This window comes from Halomonas dongshanensis (assembly GCF_024790395.1).
Classification (GTDB): domain Bacteria; phylum Pseudomonadota; class Gammaproteobacteria; order Pseudomonadales; family Halomonadaceae; genus Vreelandella; species Vreelandella dongshanensis.
In genome coordinates this window covers 1-19,406 of sequence record NZ_JAJISC010000008.1, presented here as the reverse complement: position 1 = coordinate 19,406, position 19,406 = coordinate 1, and the positions used below count along the sequence as shown (strand labels likewise).

General features: G+C 61.9%; 15 protein-coding genes. 10 read left to right on the top strand and 5 right to left on the bottom strand.

The genetic code is table 11. The annotated features are described in order from the left end of the window. Nucleotides 1-80: 80 nt before the first annotated feature. Complete coding sequence (acnA, locus tag LLY24_RS15665; RefSeq protein WP_259037244.1) at nt 81-2,816, bottom strand: aconitate hydratase AcnA; 2,736 nt, start codon at nt 2,814-2,816, stop codon at nt 81-83. Between the two features lie 217 nt (nt 2,817-3,033). Here acnA and trxB point away from each other — a divergent pair, with 217 nt between their 5' ends. Then, the gene (gene trxB / locus LLY24_RS15660) at nt 3,034-3,990 is read left to right on the top strand and encodes a thioredoxin-disulfide reductase (RefSeq protein WP_259037243.1); all 957 of its coding nucleotides are present in this window, start codon (nt 3,034-3,036) and stop codon (nt 3,988-3,990) included. A gap of 40 nt (nt 3,991-4,030) precedes the next feature. On the opposite strand, the gene LLY24_RS15655 is transcribed toward trxB, so the two are convergent. Continuing rightward, entirely contained in the window at nt 4,031-4,579 is a 549-nt protein-coding gene (locus tag LLY24_RS15655; protein WP_259037242.1) for a GspH/FimT family pseudopilin, read from the bottom strand. A 38-nt stretch (nt 4,580-4,617) separates the two neighbouring features. On the opposite strand from LLY24_RS15655, the gene thiO reads away from it, so the two are divergent. Beyond that, on the top strand, nt 4,618-5,772 hold the full coding sequence (thiO, locus tag LLY24_RS15650) for a glycine oxidase ThiO (RefSeq protein WP_345799662.1): 1,155 nt from the start codon (nt 4,618-4,620) through the stop codon (nt 5,770-5,772). Here the strand turns inward: thiO and LLY24_RS15645 are convergent. After that, nucleotides 5,727-6,005 (bottom strand): PP0621 family protein, encoded by a 279-nt coding sequence (locus LLY24_RS15645; protein WP_259037240.1) that lies wholly within the window; start codon nt 6,003-6,005, stop codon nt 5,727-5,729. The two genes, thiO and LLY24_RS15645, sit on opposite strands and share 46 nt — an antisense overlap. A 113-nt stretch (nt 6,006-6,118) precedes the next feature. On the opposite strand from LLY24_RS15645, the gene LLY24_RS15640 reads away from it, so the two are divergent. Then, nucleotides 6,119-7,753, top strand: coding sequence for an NAD+ synthase (locus LLY24_RS15640; protein ID WP_259037239.1), 1,635 nt, complete (start codon nt 6,119-6,121; stop codon nt 7,751-7,753). Between the two features lie 105 nt (nt 7,754-7,858). On the opposite strand, the gene LLY24_RS15635 is transcribed toward LLY24_RS15640, so the two are convergent. Continuing rightward, nucleotides 7,859-8,680 (bottom strand): outer membrane protein assembly factor BamD, encoded by an 822-nt coding sequence (locus LLY24_RS15635; protein ID WP_259037238.1) that lies wholly within the window; start codon nt 8,678-8,680, stop codon nt 7,859-7,861. Nucleotides 8,681-8,837: 157 nt separating this feature from the next. On the opposite strand from LLY24_RS15635, the gene rluD reads away from it, so the two are divergent. The 5 genes from rluD to ilvN all read left to right on the top strand — a co-directional run bounded on the left by rluD (nt 8,838) and on the right by ilvN (nt 16,005). After that, on the top strand, nt 8,838-9,797 hold the full coding sequence (gene rluD / locus LLY24_RS15630) for a 23S rRNA pseudouridine(1911/1915/1917) synthase RluD (RefSeq protein WP_259037237.1): 960 nt from the start codon (nt 8,838-8,840) through the stop codon (nt 9,795-9,797). Continuing rightward, entirely contained in the window at nt 9,794-10,561 is a 768-nt protein-coding gene (pgeF, locus tag LLY24_RS15625) for a peptidoglycan editing factor PgeF (RefSeq protein ID WP_259037236.1), read from the top strand. Before rluD ends, pgeF begins: the two co-directional genes overlap by 4 nt. 154 nt (nt 10,562-10,715) lie before the next feature. After that, entirely contained in the window at nt 10,716-13,310 is a 2,595-nt protein-coding gene (clpB, locus tag LLY24_RS15620) for an ATP-dependent chaperone ClpB (RefSeq protein ID WP_259037235.1), read from the top strand. A gap of 479 nt (nt 13,311-13,789) precedes the next feature. Next, complete coding sequence (locus LLY24_RS15615; protein ID WP_259037234.1) at nt 13,790-15,514, top strand: acetolactate synthase 3 large subunit; 1,725 nt, start codon at nt 13,790-13,792, stop codon at nt 15,512-15,514. After that, on the top strand, nt 15,514-16,005 hold the full coding sequence (gene ilvN / locus LLY24_RS15610) for an acetolactate synthase small subunit (protein ID WP_259037233.1): 492 nt from the start codon (nt 15,514-15,516) through the stop codon (nt 16,003-16,005). The genes LLY24_RS15615 and ilvN overlap by 1 nt, the downstream gene beginning before the upstream one ends. A gap of 75 nt (nt 16,006-16,080) precedes the next feature. Here the strand turns inward: ilvN and ilvY are convergent, their stop codons facing one another. Continuing rightward, on the bottom strand, nt 16,081-16,974 hold the full coding sequence (ilvY, locus tag LLY24_RS15605) for an HTH-type transcriptional activator IlvY (protein ID WP_259037232.1): 894 nt from the start codon (nt 16,972-16,974) through the stop codon (nt 16,081-16,083). Nucleotides 16,975-17,188: 214 nt separating this feature from the next. On the opposite strand from ilvY, the gene ilvC reads away from it, so the two are divergent. Together ilvC and pssA are read left to right on the top strand one after the other, a co-directional pair. After that, nucleotides 17,189-18,205, top strand: coding sequence for a ketol-acid reductoisomerase (ilvC, locus tag LLY24_RS15600; protein WP_259037231.1), 1,017 nt, complete (start codon nt 17,189-17,191; stop codon nt 18,203-18,205). Between the two features lie 197 nt (nt 18,206-18,402). Further along, nucleotides 18,403-19,275: a CDP-diacylglycerol--serine O-phosphatidyltransferase gene (gene pssA / locus LLY24_RS15595; RefSeq protein ID WP_259037230.1), complete on the top strand. Its 873-nt coding sequence runs from the start codon at nt 18,403-18,405 to the stop codon at nt 19,273-19,275. Nucleotides 19,276-19,406: the final 131 nt, after the last annotated feature.

Below are 19,406 nucleotides of genomic sequence, written 5' to 3'. Positions count from 1 at the left end.
CTACTTGTAGCATCTATATAACTCAGCGCATAAAAAAGCCCCCACCAAAGGTGGGGGCGCGCAAGCATTGGGAGTGTTGCTTAGGCTGCGCCGATCATCTTGCGCAGCACGTAGTGAAGGATACCACCATGGTGGTAGTAAGCCATCTCATTTGCCGTATCAATTCGGCACTTGGCGTCAACGCTACGCTCGCCCTCGGCGTTTTTGATCGTCACCTTGACGTTGCCACCCGGCGTTAGCGCGTCCAATCCCGAGATCGAAATCGTCTCGTCGCCGGTCAATCTCAGGCTCTTGCGGTCCTCACCTTCGGGGAACTGTAGCGGTACCACGCCCATGCCGATCAGGTTGGAGCGGTGAATACGCTCGAAGGATTCGGCGATGACGGCGCGAACGCCGAGCAGGCGCGTGCCCTTGGCCGCCCAGTCACGGCTGGAGCCGGTGCCGTACTCCTTGCCCGCAATCACCACCAGCGGCGTTTTCTGCTCCTGATACTTCATCGCTGCATCATAGATGGCCATCTGCTCGCCGCTGGGTACGTGACGCGTTTCGCCACCCACGACGCCATCGAGCATCTCGTTTTTGATCCGCACGTTGGCGAAGGTGCCGCGCATCATCACCTCGTGGTTACCACGCCGCGAGCCGTAAGAGTTGAAGTCGACCGGTTTGACGCCGTGCTCCTGTAAGTAGCGTCCAGCGGGGCTGTCGGGCTTGATCGAACCGGCCGGTGAGATGTGGTCGGTGGTGACCGAGTCGCCGAGCATGGCGAGGATGTGGGCGTCGTGGACGTCTTCGATGGGGTCGGGCTCGCGGCCCATGCCGTCGAAGAAAGGCGGGTGCTGGATGTAGGTGGATTCCGGCCACTCGTAGACTTGGCTATCGGGCACCTTGATGGCTTTCCATGTCTCGTCGCCTTCGAAAACGGCGCCGTACTCCTTGCGGAACATCTCGGTGTTGACCTTCTCGACCGCCTGGGCGATCTCGGCCTGAGAGGGCCAGATGTCCTTGAGGTAGACCGGTTTGCCGTCGCTGTCTTCACCGAGCGGGTCTTTGGTCAGGTCGCACTGCACGTTACCCGCCAGGGCGTAGGCAACCACCAGAGGCGGAGAGGCCAGCCAGTTGGTCTTGACCAGCGGATGCACGCGGCCTTCGAAGTTGCGGTTACCCGAAAGTACCGAGGCGACGGTGAGATCTCCGGCGGTGATGGCCTTATCGATGGCTTCAGGCAGCGGACCCGAGTTACCGATACAGGTGGTGCAGCCGTAGCCGACCAGGTTGAAGCCCAGCGCGTCGAGGTCGTCGTCCAGCTCGGCGGCGGCGAGGTACTCGGTTACCACTTTGGAGCCAGGGGCGAGCGAGGTCTTGACCCAGGGCTTGGTGGTCAGTCCCTTCTCGCGTGCCTTACGCGCTAAAAGGCCTGCGGCCATCATCACGCTGGGGTTGGAGGTGTTGGTGCATGAGGTAATGGCGGCAATCACCACCGCGCCAGGGTTGAGGCGAAAAGAGCGGCCATCGAAGGTGACGTCTTGACTATCGTTGTGATCGAAGCTGCGGTCGATGCCTACGGCGGTTTGGCCGCCTTCGGAGGAGAGCTTGCCGGTTTCAGTAGAGGGGAGGCTCTTGCCGTCGTCCTCCATCACCTTGGCGAAGGTAGTGGCCATGTCCTTGAGCGCGACACGGTCCTGCGGGCGTTTAGGACCAGCGAGGCTGGCCTCGACCTCACCCATGTCCAGATGTAGGGTATCGGAAAAGATTGGCTCGTCGCCGGGCTCGCGCCACAGCCCTTGCGTCTTGCAGTAGGCTTCGACCAGGGCAATCTGATCGTCGTCGCGGCCGGTCAATCGCATGTAGTTGAGGGTTTCGTCATCGACCGGGAAGAAACCGCAGGTGGCGCCGTACTCGGGGGCCATGTTGGCGATGGTAGCCCGGTCGGCAAGCGGCAAGTCCTTCAGGCCGTCGCCGTAGAACTCAACGAACTTACCCACCACCCCTTTCTTGCGCAGCATCTCGGTCACGGTGAGTACGAGGTCGGTGGCGGTGATGCCCTCCTTGAGCTTGCCGGTGAGCTTGAAGCCGATGACTTCGGGAATCAGCATCGATACCGGCTGCCCCAGCATGGCGGCTTCGGCTTCGATGCCGCCAACGCCCCAGCCAAGTACGCCCAGGCCGTTGATCATGGTGGTGTGCGAGTCGGTGCCCACTAGAGTGTCGGGGTAGGCGAACTGCTTACCGTCCTCTTTTTTGGTCCATACCGCGCGACCCAGGTACTCAAGGTTGACTTGGTGGCAGATGCCGGTGCCGGGCGGTACTACGCTGAAGTTGTCGAAGGCCTTCTGACCCCAGCGCAAAAACTCGTAGCGTTCGCGGTTGCGCTGCATCTCGATCTCGACGTTCTCCTCGAAGGCGGTGGCGTTGCCGAACTTGTCGACCATCACCGAGTGGTCGATGACCAGATCGACCGGGGAGAGCGGGTTGATGCGCGCGGGGTCTTCGCCAAGCTTCTCTACTGCGGCGCGCATCGAGGCGAGATCGACCACCCCGGGCACGCCAGTGAAGTCCTGCATCAGCACGCGCGCCGGGCGATAGCCAATCTCGCGATCCGAGCGGCCCTCTTGCTGCCAGTCGACCAGCGCCTGCATGTCCTCACGCGCAACGCTCTCGTCATCCGCGAAACGCAGCTGGTTTTCGAGTAGAATCTTGAGCGTCTTGGGGAGTCGGTCGATGTTGCCCAGCGTGTGGGCGGCTTCGGGCAGGCTGTAGTAGTGGTATGACTGGCTGCCGATATCCAGCGTTTGGAGGGTATCTGGGGTGGTGCTCATGCGATTCTCCTCTCATTGCGATACATTGCGCGAGGTGCGACGGTCACTGTCTTTGTATAAGTATGGCCCAACTCTGTGATGACGACACAGGACGCTGCAGCGTATCTGACCCGGGCTAAGAAAACATGGGTCCAAACCGCGCCCGTTTCAAGCAGGCGGCCGATATTGTCCGCGCATCGCCGCCTCCATCATCGATTCGTTTTTTTAAGGTAGTGCCATGGAAACTCGTCACGAACGTCTGATTATTCTCGGCTCAGGCCCTGCCGGTTACACGGCGGCCGTTTATGCCGCGCGCGCCAACCTCAAGCCGCTACTGATCACCGGTATGCAGGCTGGCGGCCAGTTGACCACCACTACTGACGTCGACAACTGGCCGGGCGACGCCGAGGGAGTGCAGGGCCCTGAGCTGATGGAGCGCATGCAGCGCCACGCCGAGCGTTTCAACACCGAGGTGCTGTTCGATCACATCAACGAAGTCGCTTTGGGTGAGAAGCCCTTCACTCTGAAAGGCGATAGCGGCACCTATACCTGCGATGCGCTGATCGTTGCTACCGGCGCCAGCGCCCGCTACTTGGGGCTCGAATCCGAGCAGCAGTTCATGGGCCAGGGTGTTTCGGCCTGTGCCACCTGCGACGGATTTTTCTACCGCAACCAGGAGGTCGTCGTGGTGGGGGGTGGTAACACCGCGGTAGAAGAGGCGCTCTATCTCTCCAACATCGCCTCCAAAGTCACTTTGGTACACCGTCGCGATACGCTACGGGCAGAGAAAATTCTGCAGGACAAACTGTTCGAGAAAGTGGAATCCGGGCAGATGGCCGTCGAGTGGTTCCAGGAGCTCGACGAGGTGCTGGGGGATCAGAGCGGCGTGACCGGCGTGCGTTTGAAGTCGACCCAGGATGGCAGCACCAAAGAGATCAAGGCGCCGGGGCTCTTCATCGCCATCGGCCATACGCCCAATACTGGTATCTTCGCTGGGCAGCTGGAGATGAACGGCGGCTATATCAAGGTGAAGTCAGGGCTCGAAGGCAACGCCACGGCCACCAGCGTGCCCGGTGTGTTCGCCTGCGGCGACGTCATGGACCACGTCTACCGCCAGGCGATCACCTCGGCCGGAAGCGGCTGCATGGCGGCACTGGACGCCGAGCGCTATCTCGATAGCCTGAGTGACGTCTAACGCGCAGGGTAAGCGCCTTATCGCCATCGACCGATCGGTCTTAATCGCGCCCGGAGCAGCTTACTGCCTCGGGCGCGCTGCGTAGGCGCCCATACCGGCTCAAAATCAGTGCCTGCCCCATGGTATCGGCGCTCGTCTTCTGTGGGCAAACCGTAAAGCTGCCGTTGAAGCCGCTTGTGTGGCCAATACGGCTATAGCGCACCCGGTTGCGATCCGTGCGGTAGCGCGTCTGCGTGCCGCTCCCGGCGGGAAAAACACGCACAATATCCTCTGCGCTGACGGCGCCGCTGACGTCGCCTGTCATCACTAATAGCGCAGCGCTCCACTGCGAGGTGCAGTGGCTTCGTTCGGCGTTGGTGGGGCACACGGTGACCGGCGTTTGTCGGGTGATGGCAGTATGTCGAGCAAGCGTTAGTGCGCTTTGCAGGCGGCTGGTTTCGGCGCGCAGGGCGTTACGCTCGCTCACCCCACTGAGCGCGGGGAGCACCCACTGGGCGAGAATTCCCACCAGCAGCACCACGATCATGAGTTCGAGCAGGGTGAAGCCGCCCGTGGCGCGCCAAGACGGAGGCGCTATCGATCGCTGCATTCTTTCTCCTGGGCCGGTATGCTCACTCTCTTCGCGGTCTGTCGGGATGCTCGGCGGCGCGGCCAGCATGGGGAGGAAGTGTGAGCGATTTTTTGATTGTAGGCGGAGGCGTCATCGGCATGATGACGGCGCTACAGCTGGCCGATGCAGGCCAAAGGGTGACGCTCATCGAGCGCGGGCGCTGCGGCCGTGAGGCCTCCTGGGCCGGTGGCGGGATTGTATCACCGCTCTACCCCTGGCGTTATTCGGCGCCGGTTTCTGCGCTATCGCGCTGGTCGGAAGGCGCCTACCCAACGCTCTCGCTGCGTTTAGAGGAGGAGACCGGGATCAGCCCCGAGTATCGCCAGCGCGGGCTGCTCTATCTCAACGTCGATGATCCCGAACGGGCGCTGCCCTGGGCGCGTGAGCGCGGTGTGCCGCTTGAGCGGGTGGGGCGCGATGTCGTCGCCGCCAAGGAGCCCGAGGCCAACCCCGAGGGCGATCAGGCGCTGTGGATGCCGACCCTTGGCAGCGTACGCAATCCGCGGCTTGGTCAGGCGCTGCGCGCGCGGCTCGAGGCCATGGCGCAGGTCACCCTCGTCGAGCAGTGCAGCGTCACGGGGTTCATCATCCATGCCGGGCGCGTCGAGGGCGTGACCACCGAACAGGGCAGGTTAAGTGCCGGGAGTGTGATCGTCTGTGGTGGCGCCTGGGCGGCAGAGCTTTTGGCCAAGGTGGGCGTTGGCCTTCCAGTGCGTCCGGTGAAGGGGCAGATGATTGCTTACCAAACGCCGCCGGGGCTTGTTAGCCGCGTAGTGCTGAAAGACGGACGCTACGTCATCCCCCGTGCCGATGGCCTGCTGCTGGTAGGCTCGACCCTGGAAGAGGCCGACTTCGATAAGTCGACCGATGCCGAGGCGCGGGCGTCGCTCATGGCGAGCGCGGCGGATATCGTTCCGGCGCTTGCGCACTATAGCGTGGCGCATCACTGGGCGGGGCTGCGGCCGGGCTCGCCGGATGGCGTGCCCTTCATCGGCGCGGTGCCAGGGTGGGAAAATCTCTACGTCAACGCCGGGCACTACCGCAATGGCTTGGTGCTGGCGCCCGCGTCGACGCATCTCTTGGTGGATTTACTGCTTGGGCGTACGCCCTTGATCGACCCTAGCCCTTACCGGTTGGAGGGGCGGTCGTCGCTTGCGCGCTCGTTGGCGTAGCGGTCGCGATGGGCGCTTGAGCAGAACCAGCGCCCCTCGGCACGTAGCGCCTCGCTTTCGGGCACGTGAACGTCGCACCACTGGCAGCGCACCATCTGACCGCCTTCGTGGCGCTTGCGAGCGTGCTCGAGCGCTTGGCGGTCGTGCTGCCACTGGCGGTAGCGGCCATAGAGCTTGAGGCCGACGAAGAAGACGACGGCAAAAATGATCAACCGAATAATCAACAAATTCATCCTTATGCACTCCCAGCGCACCGCGGCAAATTTTGCTCCCCGGCGACCCATGCGGGACAATGCGCTATGGTGACCCTCAACGTATCAATGATTTTCGAGAGATTTGAACGCCCATGCAAGATTTAACGCTGGTCATGGCCCAACTCGACCCCTTGGTGGGTGACATTCCCGGTAACGCCGCGCGCGCCATCGAGGCGGTGCGCGAGGCGCGAATCGAGCATGGGGCGGACATCGTGGTGTTTCCCGAGCTATTTCTTTCGGGCTATCCGCCAGAGGATTTACTCCTGCGCGCCTCGATGGAGACGCGCCTGCGCGAGGCGCGGGCGCTGATGGCCGAGAAGGTCGCACGCGACGTTCTGGTTATCATCGGCTATCCCGGCGTGCGCGAAGGGCGCTGCTACAACCTTGCCGGTGTGCTCTATAACGGCCAGTGGGAGGCCGAATACGCCAAGCAGGCGCTGCCCAACTATCAGGTTTTCGACGAGCAGCGCTACTTCACGCCTGGCGCCGCGCCGCTGGTCTATGAGCATAAGGGCGCCAAGCTCGGCATCCTTATCTGTGAGGACATCTGGGACGGCGTACCCATCAACGCCGCCGTCGAGGCTGGCGCCGAGGTGCTGGTCAGCCTCAACGCCTCGCCCTACCACCAGGACAAGCCCAGCGAGCGCCGCCGCCTGCTCGAACAGCGCGCCAATGAGTTCGACCGGCCGCTGATCTACGTCAACACCATCGGCGGCCAGGATGAGCTGGTCTTCGACGGTGGCTCCTGCTGCGTCGATGCCCAGGGCGAACTCAAGGTGCTGGCACCCTACTGGCAGGCGGGCCTGATGCCGGTTCAACTGCTGCAAACCAGCGCGTCGACCTGGGCGCCCCAGGCCGGTGAGATCGAACCCGACGTCGAGGCCGAAGAGAGCCTTTACTGCGCGCTGGTGACGGGCGTGCGCGACTACGTCAACAAGAGCGGTTTCAAAGGCGTGGTGCTGGGGCTTTCCGGCGGTATCGACTCGGCGCTGTCGCTGGCGATTGCAGTAGATGCGCTGGGGCCTCAGCGCGTCCACGCGGTGATGATGCCTTACCACTACACCGCCGACATTTCCCGCGAAGACGCCGCCGAGCAGGCCAAGCTTCTCGGCGTGGGCTATGACATCCTGCCCATCGAGCCTATGGTCGAGGCCTTCACCGCTACGCTTGCCGAGAGCTTTGCCGGTACCGAGCGCGATACCACCGAGGAGAATTTGCAGTCGCGCTGTCGCGGCGTGCTGCTGATGGCGATCTCCAACAAGAAAGGACTGATGGTGCTGACCACCGGCAACAAGAGCGAGATGGCGGTGGGGTATGCCACGCTCTACGGCGACATGGTGGGCGGCTACAACGCGCTGAAGGACGTCTACAAGACCTGGGTCTACCGCTTGGCGCGCTGGCGCAATACCCAGTCGTTGGCTATCCCTGAGCGGGTCATTACCCGGCCGCCAAGCGCCGAACTTGCCCCCGGTCAGCAGGATAGCGATTCGCTGCCAGGCTACGACGTGCTCGATGCTATCCTGGCGCGCTATATCGAAGGCGACATGAGCGCCGAAGCGATCATCGCGGCCGGGTTCGCCCGCGAGGACGTCTATCTGGTGGTCAAGCTGGTCGACCGCTGCGAATACAAGCGCCGTCAGGCGCCAGTGGGCGTTCGCGTCACCCCGCGCGGCTTTGGCCGTGACCGCCGTTACCCCATCGTCAATGGCTGGCAGCCCGGCGACTGACCAAGGCGGTAGCCGCTTACGCCACTTAGCAAAACGCCCTGCCGGAATCGACTCCGGCAGGGCGTTTTGGCGTTTGGGTAGCGCGTATTCAGCTTGGCTATTGCCTCAGCTATCGCGCCCCAGATGCTTGGGCACGAAGCGGCCATTTTGCAGCTGCTCGTGGTTAGGGTCGTTTTCGCGCAGCACCGCCAGCACTTCCTGGGCGCGGTCGCGCATGCCCAAGCCCTGGTAGCCCTCGACCATGGTGGCCAGCGCATCGCGGGTGGCGTTGGACTCGGGGTAATGCTCGATCACCCAGCGGCCACGCTCGACGGCGGCGAGATAGGCGCCACGGCGCAAGTAGTAGTCGGCCACGTGGAGCTCTTGGCGGGCGAGCAACTCGCGCAGATAGACGATGCGCTGCTGGGCATCCGGGGCGTACTGGCTCTGCGGATAGCGCTGGATCAACTCGCGGAAGTCGTTGTAGGCATCGCGCGAAGCGCCGAGATCGCGCTTGGAAATGTCGATCATGCGCAGGCGCTCAAGGCTGAAACGTCCGGCCTGCCAAGCGGAGAGACCGCGCAGGTAGTAAGCGTAGTCGGCCTGAGGGTGATCGGGATGCAGACGGATGAAGCGACTGGCTGCGGCGCGTGCCTCTTCCCAGTTGCGGTTTTCGTAGTAGGCGTAGACCAGCTCGATCTGGGCTTGCTCGGCGTGTTGGCCGAACGGATAGCGGGTGTCTAGCGCTTCCAAACGCTCTATGGCCAGCGGGTAGCGATTGGTATCGAGCGCGGTGCGCGCCAATTCGTAGAGCTCGCGCTCGGCGACGTTGGCAAACTCGTCCGGCTCCTGCTCGTCGTCGGAGGTGCTATTGCTGGCACAGCCAGCCAGCAGGGCAAGGCTCAGGGCTAGAATGCCAAAGCGGTTGGCAGCAGAAAAAACGCGCATCATCTTCCTCGTTGCAAACAAGCCTCAATCACCGAAAAGCGACGATGGCCATAATTAGAAATGATAGAATGGGTCGCAATCAGCCCACTATAAATCACCTCGGCGGAAAACGCAGTCCCAGCGCGAGCCCGTCGGGTCGTTAGAAGGAAGCCTGTCCATGCCTCGGATCGTGGAAGCCTCTCACCGAGTCCCGCCTGCACTGGCTGGCAGCCGCTTGGACCAGGCGGCCGCAGAGTTGTTCAGCGACTACTCCCGTGAGCGGCTGAAAGCCTGGATCAACGCAGGCGAACTCACCGTCGATGGCGCCAAGGTAAAGCCCAAGGCCAAGCTCCACGGCGACGAACTCTTGACGCTCAACGCCACCCTCGAAGAAGAGACGCGCTTCAAAGCGCAAGACATTCCCCTGGATATCGTCTTCGAGGACGATGACGTCATGGTGATCAACAAACCGGCGGGGCTTGTGGTGCATCCTGCTGCGGGCAACCCGGATGGCACGTTGCTCAACGCGCTGCTTCATCATAGCCCTGCGCTTGCCGAGGTGCCCAGAGCGGGCATCGTGCATCGCCTGGATAAGGACACCACCGGACTCATGATGGTGGCCAAGACCTTGCCTGCGCAAACGACGCTGGTCGAGCAGTTGCAGGCGCGTACGGTATCGCGTCAGTACGACGCCGTGGTGATCGGCACGCCGGTGGCGGGGGGCAAGATCGATGCCCCCATTGGGCGTCACGCCAAGGATCGTAAACGTCAGGCGGTCACGTCGGGCGGTAAACCGGCGGTGACCCACTACCGCGTGGTCGAGCGTTTTCGCAAGCACACCCACGTGCGCTGCAACCTGGAAACCGGGCGTACCCACCAAATTCGCGTGCATATGGCCCACGTTCGCTATCCGCTTGTGGGGGACCCGCTCTATAGCGGGCGGGCGAAGCTGCCGCCGGGCGCCGATGACGCGCTCAAGGAGCTTTTGCGCGGCTTTCCGCGTCAGGCGCTGCATGCGCGTAAGCTCAGTTTCGTGCATCCGCGAAGCGGCGAGACGCTGACGTTTTATGCGTCCCTGCCGGATGATTTGCTCATGCTGCTGGATTACCTGCGCGAGGATAGCGAGGTCATGCAATGAGCGATGCCATCGATCTCAAACCCACGCTGATTCATCCCGACTGGGCAGCTCCCGCCGCGGTCAAGGCCTTCGTCACTACGCGCGAGACCGGTCCGAGCCAAGGCGACTTCGCCGCCTTCAATCCCGCCGCGCACGTTGGCGACAATCCCGACCACGTGGCGCTCTGCCGTCGCCTGCTGCAAAAAGAGCTTGGTGATGAGCGCCCGCTGCTGTGGCTCAACCAAACCCACAGCGCCAGGGTGCAGCAGAGCTATCACGAAAGCTTTCAAACCCACGCTCCCGAGGCGGACGCTGCCATCGCCACCAGCCGCGATTACGCCTGTGTGGTGATGACCGCCGACTGCCTGCCGGTATTTTTCTGCGATGCCACAGGCACTCAGGTGGCGGTAGCCCATGCGGGCTGGCGCGGGCTTGCCAGCGGCGTGCTCGAGGCGACCGTTGCGGGCATGAACGCCGATCCCGCCGAGGTGCTGGTGTGGCTGGGCCCGGCGATCTCCAACGCACAGTTCGAGGTGGGCCCGGAGGTCTACAACGCCTTCGTCGCCGTGCACCCTGACGCCGATCAGGCGTTCGACCATAGCCCTTACCGGCTAGGCCACCACATGGCCGATCTCTACCGCCTGGCACGCCTGCGCCTGGAGGCGCTTGGGGTGAGCCAGATCAGCGGCGGCCATTTCTGTACGGCCTGCGAGTCGCGCTTTTACTCCTACCGCCGCGACGGCGGCAGAACCGGACGCATGGCGAGCGTCATCTGGCTCGATTGATCGTCTCTCCCCTTGAAACGTTAGAAATCGGCGCCACTTAGTCTTTCAATGGCGAGGCTTGTCAATGGCGAGCGTGCGTTCTCGCCGCTTCCTCAGACAACGTTTCGGGTCACGCGGCCTGTCCGAACGGGCCGCCATCCCTGGAGGACACACTATGCGTTTCGATAAATTCACCGCCAAACTGCAAAGCGCCATCGCCGAAGCTCAGTCGCTGGCGGTAGGCCGCGGGCATAATCAACTGGAGCCTACGCACCTGCTGCTGGCGCTCGTCGATACCAAAGAGACCGGCATTAAAGCATTGGTCGAGAAGGCCGGAGGCCAGAGCGCCAAGCTTCGCAGCGCGCTCGCCCAGCAGCTCGATGACCTGCCCAAGGTAGGGCAGTTCACCGGCGAGGTGCAGCCCTCGCGCGAGTTCATCAAACTCTTCAACCTCACCGACCGCGAAGCGCAAAAGCGTGGCGATCAGTTCATTGCCAGTGAGCTTGTGCTCTTGGCGGCGCTGGAGCTGGGCGGCGGCGTGAGCAAACTGCTCAAGGAAGCCGGGCTTAGCCGCAAGGTGCTCGAAAGCGCTATCGATAGCCTACGCGGCGGCGCCAACGTCGACGATCCCAACGCCGAAGACCAGCGTGAAGCGCTCAATAAGTACACCCTCGATCTGACCGAACGGGCGCTGGATGGCAAGCTCGATCCGGTGATCGGTCGCGACGACGAGATTCGTCGCACCATTCAGGTACTCCAGCGGCGCACCAAGAACAATCCGGTGCTGATCGGTGAGCCCGGCGTAGGTAAGACCGCTATCGTCGAAGGGCTTGCCCAGCGCATCGTCAATGGCGAGGTGCCGGAAGGGCTCAAGAACAAGCGCGTGCTGTCGCTCGATATGGGCGCGTTGCTCGCCGGGGCCAAGTTCCGCGGCGAGTTCGAGGAGCGCCTAAAAGCCGTGCTCAAGGAGCTCTCCCAGGAAGAGGGGCGGGTAATCCTGTTCATCGATGAGCTTCACACCATGGTGGGCGCGGGTAAGGCCGAGGGCGCCATGGACGCGGGCAATATGCTCAAACCGGCCCTGGCTCGCGGCGAACTGCACTGCGTAGGCGCCACCACGCTGGATGAGTACCGCCAGTACATCGAGAAGGACGCCGCTCTCGAGCGCCGCTTCCAGAAGGTGCTGGTCGACGAGCCGAGTGAAGAGGACACCGTGGCCATTCTGCGCGGCTTGAAAGAGCGCTACGAAGTGCACCACGGCGTGGATATCACCGACTCCGCGATCATCGCAGCCGCCAAGCTCTCTACGCGCTACATCACCGACCGCCAACTGCCGGACAAGGCGATCGACCTGATCGACGAGGCCGCCTCACGGATTCGCATGGAGCTCGACTCCAAGCCCGAGGAGATGGACCGTCTCGATCGCCGCCTGATCCAGCTCAAGATGGAGCGCGAGGCGCTCAAGAAAGAGACCGACGAGGCGACCAAGAAACGCCTCGAAGCGCTCAACGATCACATTTTTGATCTCGAGCGTGAATACGCCGACCTCGACGAGATCTGGAAGGCGGAGAAGGCCAGCATCCAGGGCTCGGCGCAATTCAAGGCAGAGCTCGAACAGGCGCGCATCGATCTCGAACAGGCGCGCCGCCAGGGGGACCTAGGGCGGATGTCGGAGCTGCAGTACGGCAAGATTCCTGCACTCGAGAAGAAGATCGCCGAGAGCGGCGAAGGCGAAGCGGATACCACCAAGCACCAACTGCTGCGCTCCAACGTCACCGAAGAGGAGATCGCCGAAGTCGTTTCGCGCTGGACCGGTATTCCCGTATCGAAAATGCTCGAGGGCGAGCGCGATAAGCTCTTGCGCATGGAAGAGGCGCTGCACGAGCGCGTCATCGGCCAGCACGAGGCGGTCGAAGCGGTAGCCAATGCGGTGCGTCGCTCGCGCGCCGGGCTTGCCGACCCCAACCGGCCCAACGGCTCGTTTTTGTTCCTCGGCCCGACCGGGGTGGGCAAGACCGAGCTGTGCAAGTCGCTGGCGACCTTCCTCTTCGACACCGAAGAGGCAATGGTGCGCATCGATATGTCCGAGTTCATGGAGAAGCACTCGGTGGCGCGTCTGATCGGTGCGCCCCCCGGCTACGTGGGCTATGAAGAGGGGGGCTACCTGACCGAAGCCGTGCGCCGCAAGCCCTACTCGGTGCTGCTGCTCGACGAGGTGGAGAAAGCTCACCCGGACGTGTTCAATATCCTGTTACAGGTGCTCGAAGATGGCCGTTTGACCGATGGCCAGGGCCGCACGGTGGATTTTCGCAATACCGTGATCGTGATGACCTCCAACCTGGGCTCCGACGTCATTCAGCGCTTGGGAGGTGAAGCCGGCACCGACCAAGAGGGCGACTACGAGACAATGAAAGAGGCGGTAATGACCGTCGTGGGTAACCACTTCCGCCCTGAGCTGATCAACCGTATCGACGAAGTGGTGGTGTTCCACGCCTTGGGCCAAGAGCAGATCCAGGCAATTGCGGGTATTCAACTCGAACGCCTGAAGGCGCGTTTGGCCGAGCACGGCTTGAGCCTCGATATCAGCGAGGACGCCATGGCTCAGCTCGCAGTGGTAGGCTTTGATCCGGTGTTCGGCGCCCGCCCGCTCAAGCGCGCGATCCAAAGCCGCATCGAAAACCCGCTGGCCCAAGACCTTCTGGCGGGCAAATACGCGCCGGGCGATACCATTCACGTGCGTGCCGACGAGGGCAAGCTGGTGTTTAGCTGATACCTGCATACCGCATGCGCTGGTGATTGGCGCAATCGAAGTGACCCAAAACCCCTTCGGCGATGCCGAAGGGGTTTTTTTAGCGGCAAAATACGACGTTTGTTGCGTTTGCCCGAGGACGTGGTTGACAGCTTCGTTGGCTAATGGAATCTTTGGGACTCCTGATTTGCGGGCGCGGAACCCACGGGTAACCCCCTATCCCCGCGCGAAGGGTAGGCGTTGTGCCTCTACCCGCCGAAGGACTTCCGGGCCTGGGCTAACCGCCTGGTCTGGCCAACGCCCCGACACGGCAAACCGCCGTGCAGGAAGCGGCTTCAAGCGCTCAAGCGCGACGTTTCCGATGAGAGTGCAGGCCCTAACCGGGCCGTATGCCAGGGTTTGGCATCAGGTGCCGACGTGATCGGCAGCGGCATACCGCCGCACTCGATACTGCAGGCGTGCCTGCAGCTCGCACTCGAGACCTCCAGGGGAGAAACACAGTGGAATTGCTTTCCGGCGCAGACATGATCGCCCGCTTCTTAAAAGACGAGGGCGTTGAGTACATCTATGGCTATCCCGGCGGCGCGGCGCTGCATATCTACGATGCGCTGTTTCGCCAAGACGATGTGAAGCACATCCTCGTGCGTCACGAACAGGCTGCGACCCACGCCGCCGACGGCTACGCCCGTGCGACTGGCAAGCCGGGCGTGGTACTGGTCACCTCCGGCCCCGGCGCGACCAATGCGGTCACCGGCATTGCCACCGCCTACATGGATTCGATCCCGATGGTGGTGCTCTGCGGTCAGGTCATGAGCCACCTGATCGGCGACGACGCCTTCCAGGAAACCGACATCGTCGGCGTGACCCGGCCCATCGTGAAACACAGCTTCTCGATCAAGCACCCTTCCGAGATCCCGGAAGTGCTGAAAAAGGCCTTCTACCTGGCCGCGAGCGGCCGTCCGGGCCCGGTGGTGGTCGATATTCCCAAGGACATGACCGCGCCGACCGAGCGCTACGAGTACGTCTACCCGAAAAAGGTCAGGATGCGCTCCTACAACCCGGTCACGCGCGGGCATACCGGCCAGATCAAAAAGGCCGTCGAGCTGATGCTCAAGGCCAAGCGTCCGGTGTTCTATACCGGCGGTGGCGTGGTGACAGGACAGGCTAGCGAAGGGCTGACAAGCCTGGTGCAGAAGCTTGACTACCCGATTACTACCACGCTCATGGGCATTGGCGCCTATCCGCAAAGCGACAGGCAGTGCTTGGGCTGGCTCGGCATGCATGGCTCCTATGAGTCCAACATGGCGATGCACCACGCCGACTTGATCATCGCCATCGGCGCGCGCTTCGACGACCGGGTGACCAACAACACCTCGAAGTTCTGCCCGACGGCGAAAATCATTCACGTCGACGTCGACCCAAGCTCCGTCTCCAAGACCGTACGTGCCGACGTGCCCATCGTTGGGCCAGCGGCCAGCGTCATCGACGAGATGATCAGTCTGACCCAAGGGCGCGAGAACCCCAATCAGCAGGCGTTGACCGAGTGGTGGCGCCAGATCGACGGCTGGCGCGCTGAACGTGAAGGCAAGCTCTTCGAGCCTTCGCGTAAGGATGAGGCGATCAAGCCGCAGGAGGCCATCGAGGCGCTATGCCGCGTGACCCGCGGTGAAGCCTTCGTCACCACCGATGTGGGTCAGCATCAGATGTTCGCCGCGCAGTACTACAAGTTCGACAAGCCTAACCGTTTGATCACTTCCGGCGGGCTCGGCACCATGGGCTTCGGCTTTCCGGCGGCCATGGGGGTGAAGCTGAACTTTCCCGACGATCACGTCGTCTGCGTGACCGGTGAAGGCAGTTTCCAGATGATGATGCAGGAGCTGTCGACCTGTAAGCAGTTCGGCATTGGGGTCAAGATCCTCAACCTCAACAATGCGTCGCTCGGTATGGTGCGCCAGTGGCAGGACTTGAACTACAAGTCGCGCCACGCTCACTCCTACATGGAGTCGCTGCCGGACTTCCACATGCTGATCGAGGCCTACGGTTTTACTGCGATCACCGTCAATACGCTCGATGAGCTCGAACCGGCGCTCGAGCGCGCCTTTGCCGACAAACACGAGTTGGTGTTCCTCGACGTCAAGGTCGACCCCTTCGAGCACGTCTATCCCATGCATGTGCCGCTGGGCTCCATGCGCGACATGCTGCTGTCTAAAACGGAGCGTACCTGATGCGACATATCATCTCGATTCTGCTGGAAAACGAACCGGGTGCGCTGTCGCGGGTGGTCGGGCTCTTCTCGCAGCGTAACTTCAACATCGAAACGCTCAACGTCGCACCCACCGACGACCCGTCGCTGTCGCGCCTGACCGTCACCACCATTGGCGATGATCGGGTGGTGGAGCAGATCACCAAGCACCTGAACAAGCTCATCGACGTGGTCAAACTGGTCGATTTGACCGAAGGCAACCACATCGAGCGCGAATTGATGCTGGTGAAGGTGAAGGCGCTGGGCGCAGCACGCGAAGAGGTCAAGCGCACGGTGGATATCTTCCGCGCGCAGATCGTCGACGTGACGCCGAGTCTCTATACCGTGCAGATCACCGGCGATGCCAGCAAGCTCGATGCCTTTCTCCAGGCCATGGCGCCGGTCGGCGTTCTTGAAGTCGCTCGCACCGGGGTCTCCGGCATCGCGCGCGGCGACAAGGTGCTGTCGCTCTAAGTGCGCGAAAGACGCGAGCGCCGCCCTCAGCCGAGGGCGGCGCTTTTTTTCGTTGGGGCTAAAGGGTGCAAGCCTTCAGGGCAGGCGCTCGCTGACGGCAGCCCAAAGGGCCTCGGTCAACGGTGTCTTCAAACGTCGGTTGAGCACGCAGAGCCCGACATCGTAGTAGGGCAGCTCGGGTTTGACGTTGAGAATCTGTACGCGCTCGGCCAGCGGGCTGTTGTCGAGCACGATCTTGGGCACCACGCCGACCCCAAAGCCAAGCCCAACCATGCTGACGATCGCTTCGTGCCCGGCCACCTGGGCGTAGATACGCGGCGCGATGCCCAGCGCCTTGAACCAGGTGTTGGCGTACTCCCGCGATAGTCCCGCCTCCGACAAAATCATGGGAACGCTTTGCCACTGTTCGGCAGTGGAGCTCTCTGGCGCGCTAGGCAGCCAAGGCTCGGCGGCGAAAGGGGCGATGAAGACCAGCGACGAGCGGGTCAGCGACTTGAACGCAAGCGCCGGAGGCGGAATGCGCGGGCGAGGCGTGATCGCCATGTCGTCTTCGCCGGTGAGCACGCGGTTCATGGCGTCGGCGGGGTCGCCGGTGTGCAGCTTGAGCTCGATGCCGGGGTGCTGCTGACGAAAATCGCTCAAAAGCTCGTACAGGAAGCTGTAGCTGGCGGTCACCGAGCAGTAGATGCTGATCTCGCCAGTTAGCTGGGTGCCTTCGCTTGCGAGCGAGCGCTTGAGGTTTTCCCACTGCTCTAAGGCTTCGCGCGCATAGTGCTGAAAGGCGGTGCCGGTGGCGGTAAGAGTGACGTGGCGGTTGTCGCGCTCGAACAGCGTAGTGCCGAGCGTGCTTTCCAACTGCTGAATGGAGCGGCTAAGCGTCGAGGGGCTGACATGGCAAAGCTCGCTGGCGCGGCCAAAGTGCAGACACTCTGAAAGGGCGAGAAAGTGCTGGAACAGGCGAAAGTCCATAGAGCCTCGAAGCGGCGAGAACAAGTGTGATAGCAATTATTTCATAAATAGAAACGTATGATTGCAAATATAGCGTTTTACGCAACAGGTGAGGCGGCGTAGAGTTGATCCCAACGCCAGAGACCTAGTGTCGCGCTAGACGACACAGGTGGCCATCAACGCTGACACAGACAACAACCGTACCATCACGACACCACGCTATTTGGAGCTTGCCATGCGCGTTTATTACGACAAGGACTGCGACCTTTCGCTGATTCAGGCCAAGAAGGTCACTATCGTCGGTTACGGCTCACAGGGCCATGCCCACGCCAACAACCTGAAAGAGTCCGGCGTCGACGTCACCGTCGCCCTGCGTAAGGGTTCTGCCTCTGCGGCCAAGGCCGAAGCGGCGGGCCTGAAAGTGGCAAGCGTGCCGGAAGCGTGCAAAAACGCCGACCTGGTCATGATTCTCGCCCCTGACGAGAACCAGAAGGCCATCTACGAAAACGAAGTGGAACCGAACCTGAAAGAGGGCGCCACGCTTGCCTTCGCTCACGGTTTCAACATCCACTACAATCAGGTCTCTCCGCGTAAGGATCTCGACGTCATCATGATCGCGCCGAAGGCGCCGGGTCATACCGTGCGTTCCGAGTTCGTCAAAGGCGGCGGTATTCCTGATCTGATCGCGATCCATCAGGATGCCTCCGGTAGCGCCAAAGAGCTCGCGCTGTCCTACGCTGCTGGTGTCGGCGGCGGCCGCAGCGGCATCATCGAAACCACCTTCAAAGACGAGACCGAAACCGATCTCTTCGGCGAGCAGGCGGTTCTTTGCGGTGGTGCGGTAGAGCTGGTCAAAGCCGGTTTCGAGACCCTGACCGAAGCGGGCTATGCGCCTGAAATGGCCTACTTCGAGTGTCTCCACGAGCTCAAGCTGATCGTCGATTTGATGTACGAAGGCGGCATCGCCAACATGAACTACTCGATCTCCAACAATGCGGAGTACGGCGAGTACGTGACGGGCCCCGAAATCATCAATGACGAGTCGCGTGCGGCCATGCGCAATGCGCTCAAGCGTATCCAGACCGGTGAATACGCCAAGATGTTCATCAACGAAGGCAACTCCAACTACCCGTCGATGACCGCGCGTCGCCGCTTGAACGCCGAGCATGAAATCGAGCAGGTGGGTGCCAAGCTGCGCGGCATGATGCCGTGGATCGCGGCCAACCAGCTGGTCGACAAGTCCAAGAACTGATTTCGCCTAGCGCGAGTAGGTTCGATCGGCGGGGCGCGTTTATCGCGCCCCGCTTTTTTTGTGTCTGTGTTTTGTTTTTAGGTTGTATCGCTATGTCCTGCCTCCGTGGCGATAGCGGTGGCCGTGGCCTTGCCAGCGTGTAGAATGAAAATCATCACGGGGTATCCCCTTTCTTCAAGCCAACGGATGACGCTTATATGACCCAGGACAACCGCGACCAGGAGCCCACCACGCCGCCCGTGCACCCTGCGGAGGAGGCCTCGCGGCGCAGCGAAGAGGATCTTGCCGCTGCCTTTCTGCGCGATACCGAGGTGGTGGAGGAGGCCGTCGAAGACGGCAAGAAAATTCGCCGTAAAGGGATCTATCTACTACCCAATCTGTTCACGACCTCGGCGCTCTTCTCGGGCTTCTTTGCCGTGGTCGCGGGGATCAACGGCGAGTTCACCGCCGCAGCTGTGGCGGTCTTCATCGCCATGGTGCTCGATGGCCTGGATGGTCGCGTGGCGCGTATGACCAATACCCAAAGCGCCTTTGGCGCGGAGTACGATAGCCTCGCCGATATGATCTCGTTCGGTATGGCGCCGGCCCTGGTGGCGTTCAGCTGGATCTTGCAAGACATCGGCAAGACCGGCTGGGTAGTGGCGTTTTTGTATGTGGCCTGCGCAGCGCTGCGTTTGGCGCGCTTCAACGTTCAAATTGGCAGCGTCGACAAGAAGTGGTTCATTGGCCTGCCGAGCCCCTCGGCGGCGGCTTTGGTGGCCGCCTGCGTCTGGACCTTTCATAGCTTCGATGCCGACGCCGTGGGCTTCAAGCTTTTGATGCTCTTCGTGGTAGGCGCTGCAGGCATCCTCATGGTCAGCAACATTCGCTACTACAGCTTCAAGGATATCGATTTCAAAAAGCCGGTGCCCTTCGTCGTGCTGCTGGCGATCGTGCTCGGTTTTGTGATGATCTCGGTCGAGCCTTCGGTCATGCTGCTGCTGCTGTTTGGCGCCTACGTGGCCTCGGGCCCGGTATTGGCCGTGATGCGTAAGGCCAAACCCGATGCTGAAACGACCAAAGTGAAATAATTTTACAAAGCCCTTGCCAAGGCCGGGGGTAATCCGTAAAGTACGCATCCGCTGCCGGGGGACGCCAAGCGCACCGGCGGTGATGAGACTGAAAAGTCTTGGTTTGTCAGGGAGTTACCAGGGTGTTGAAC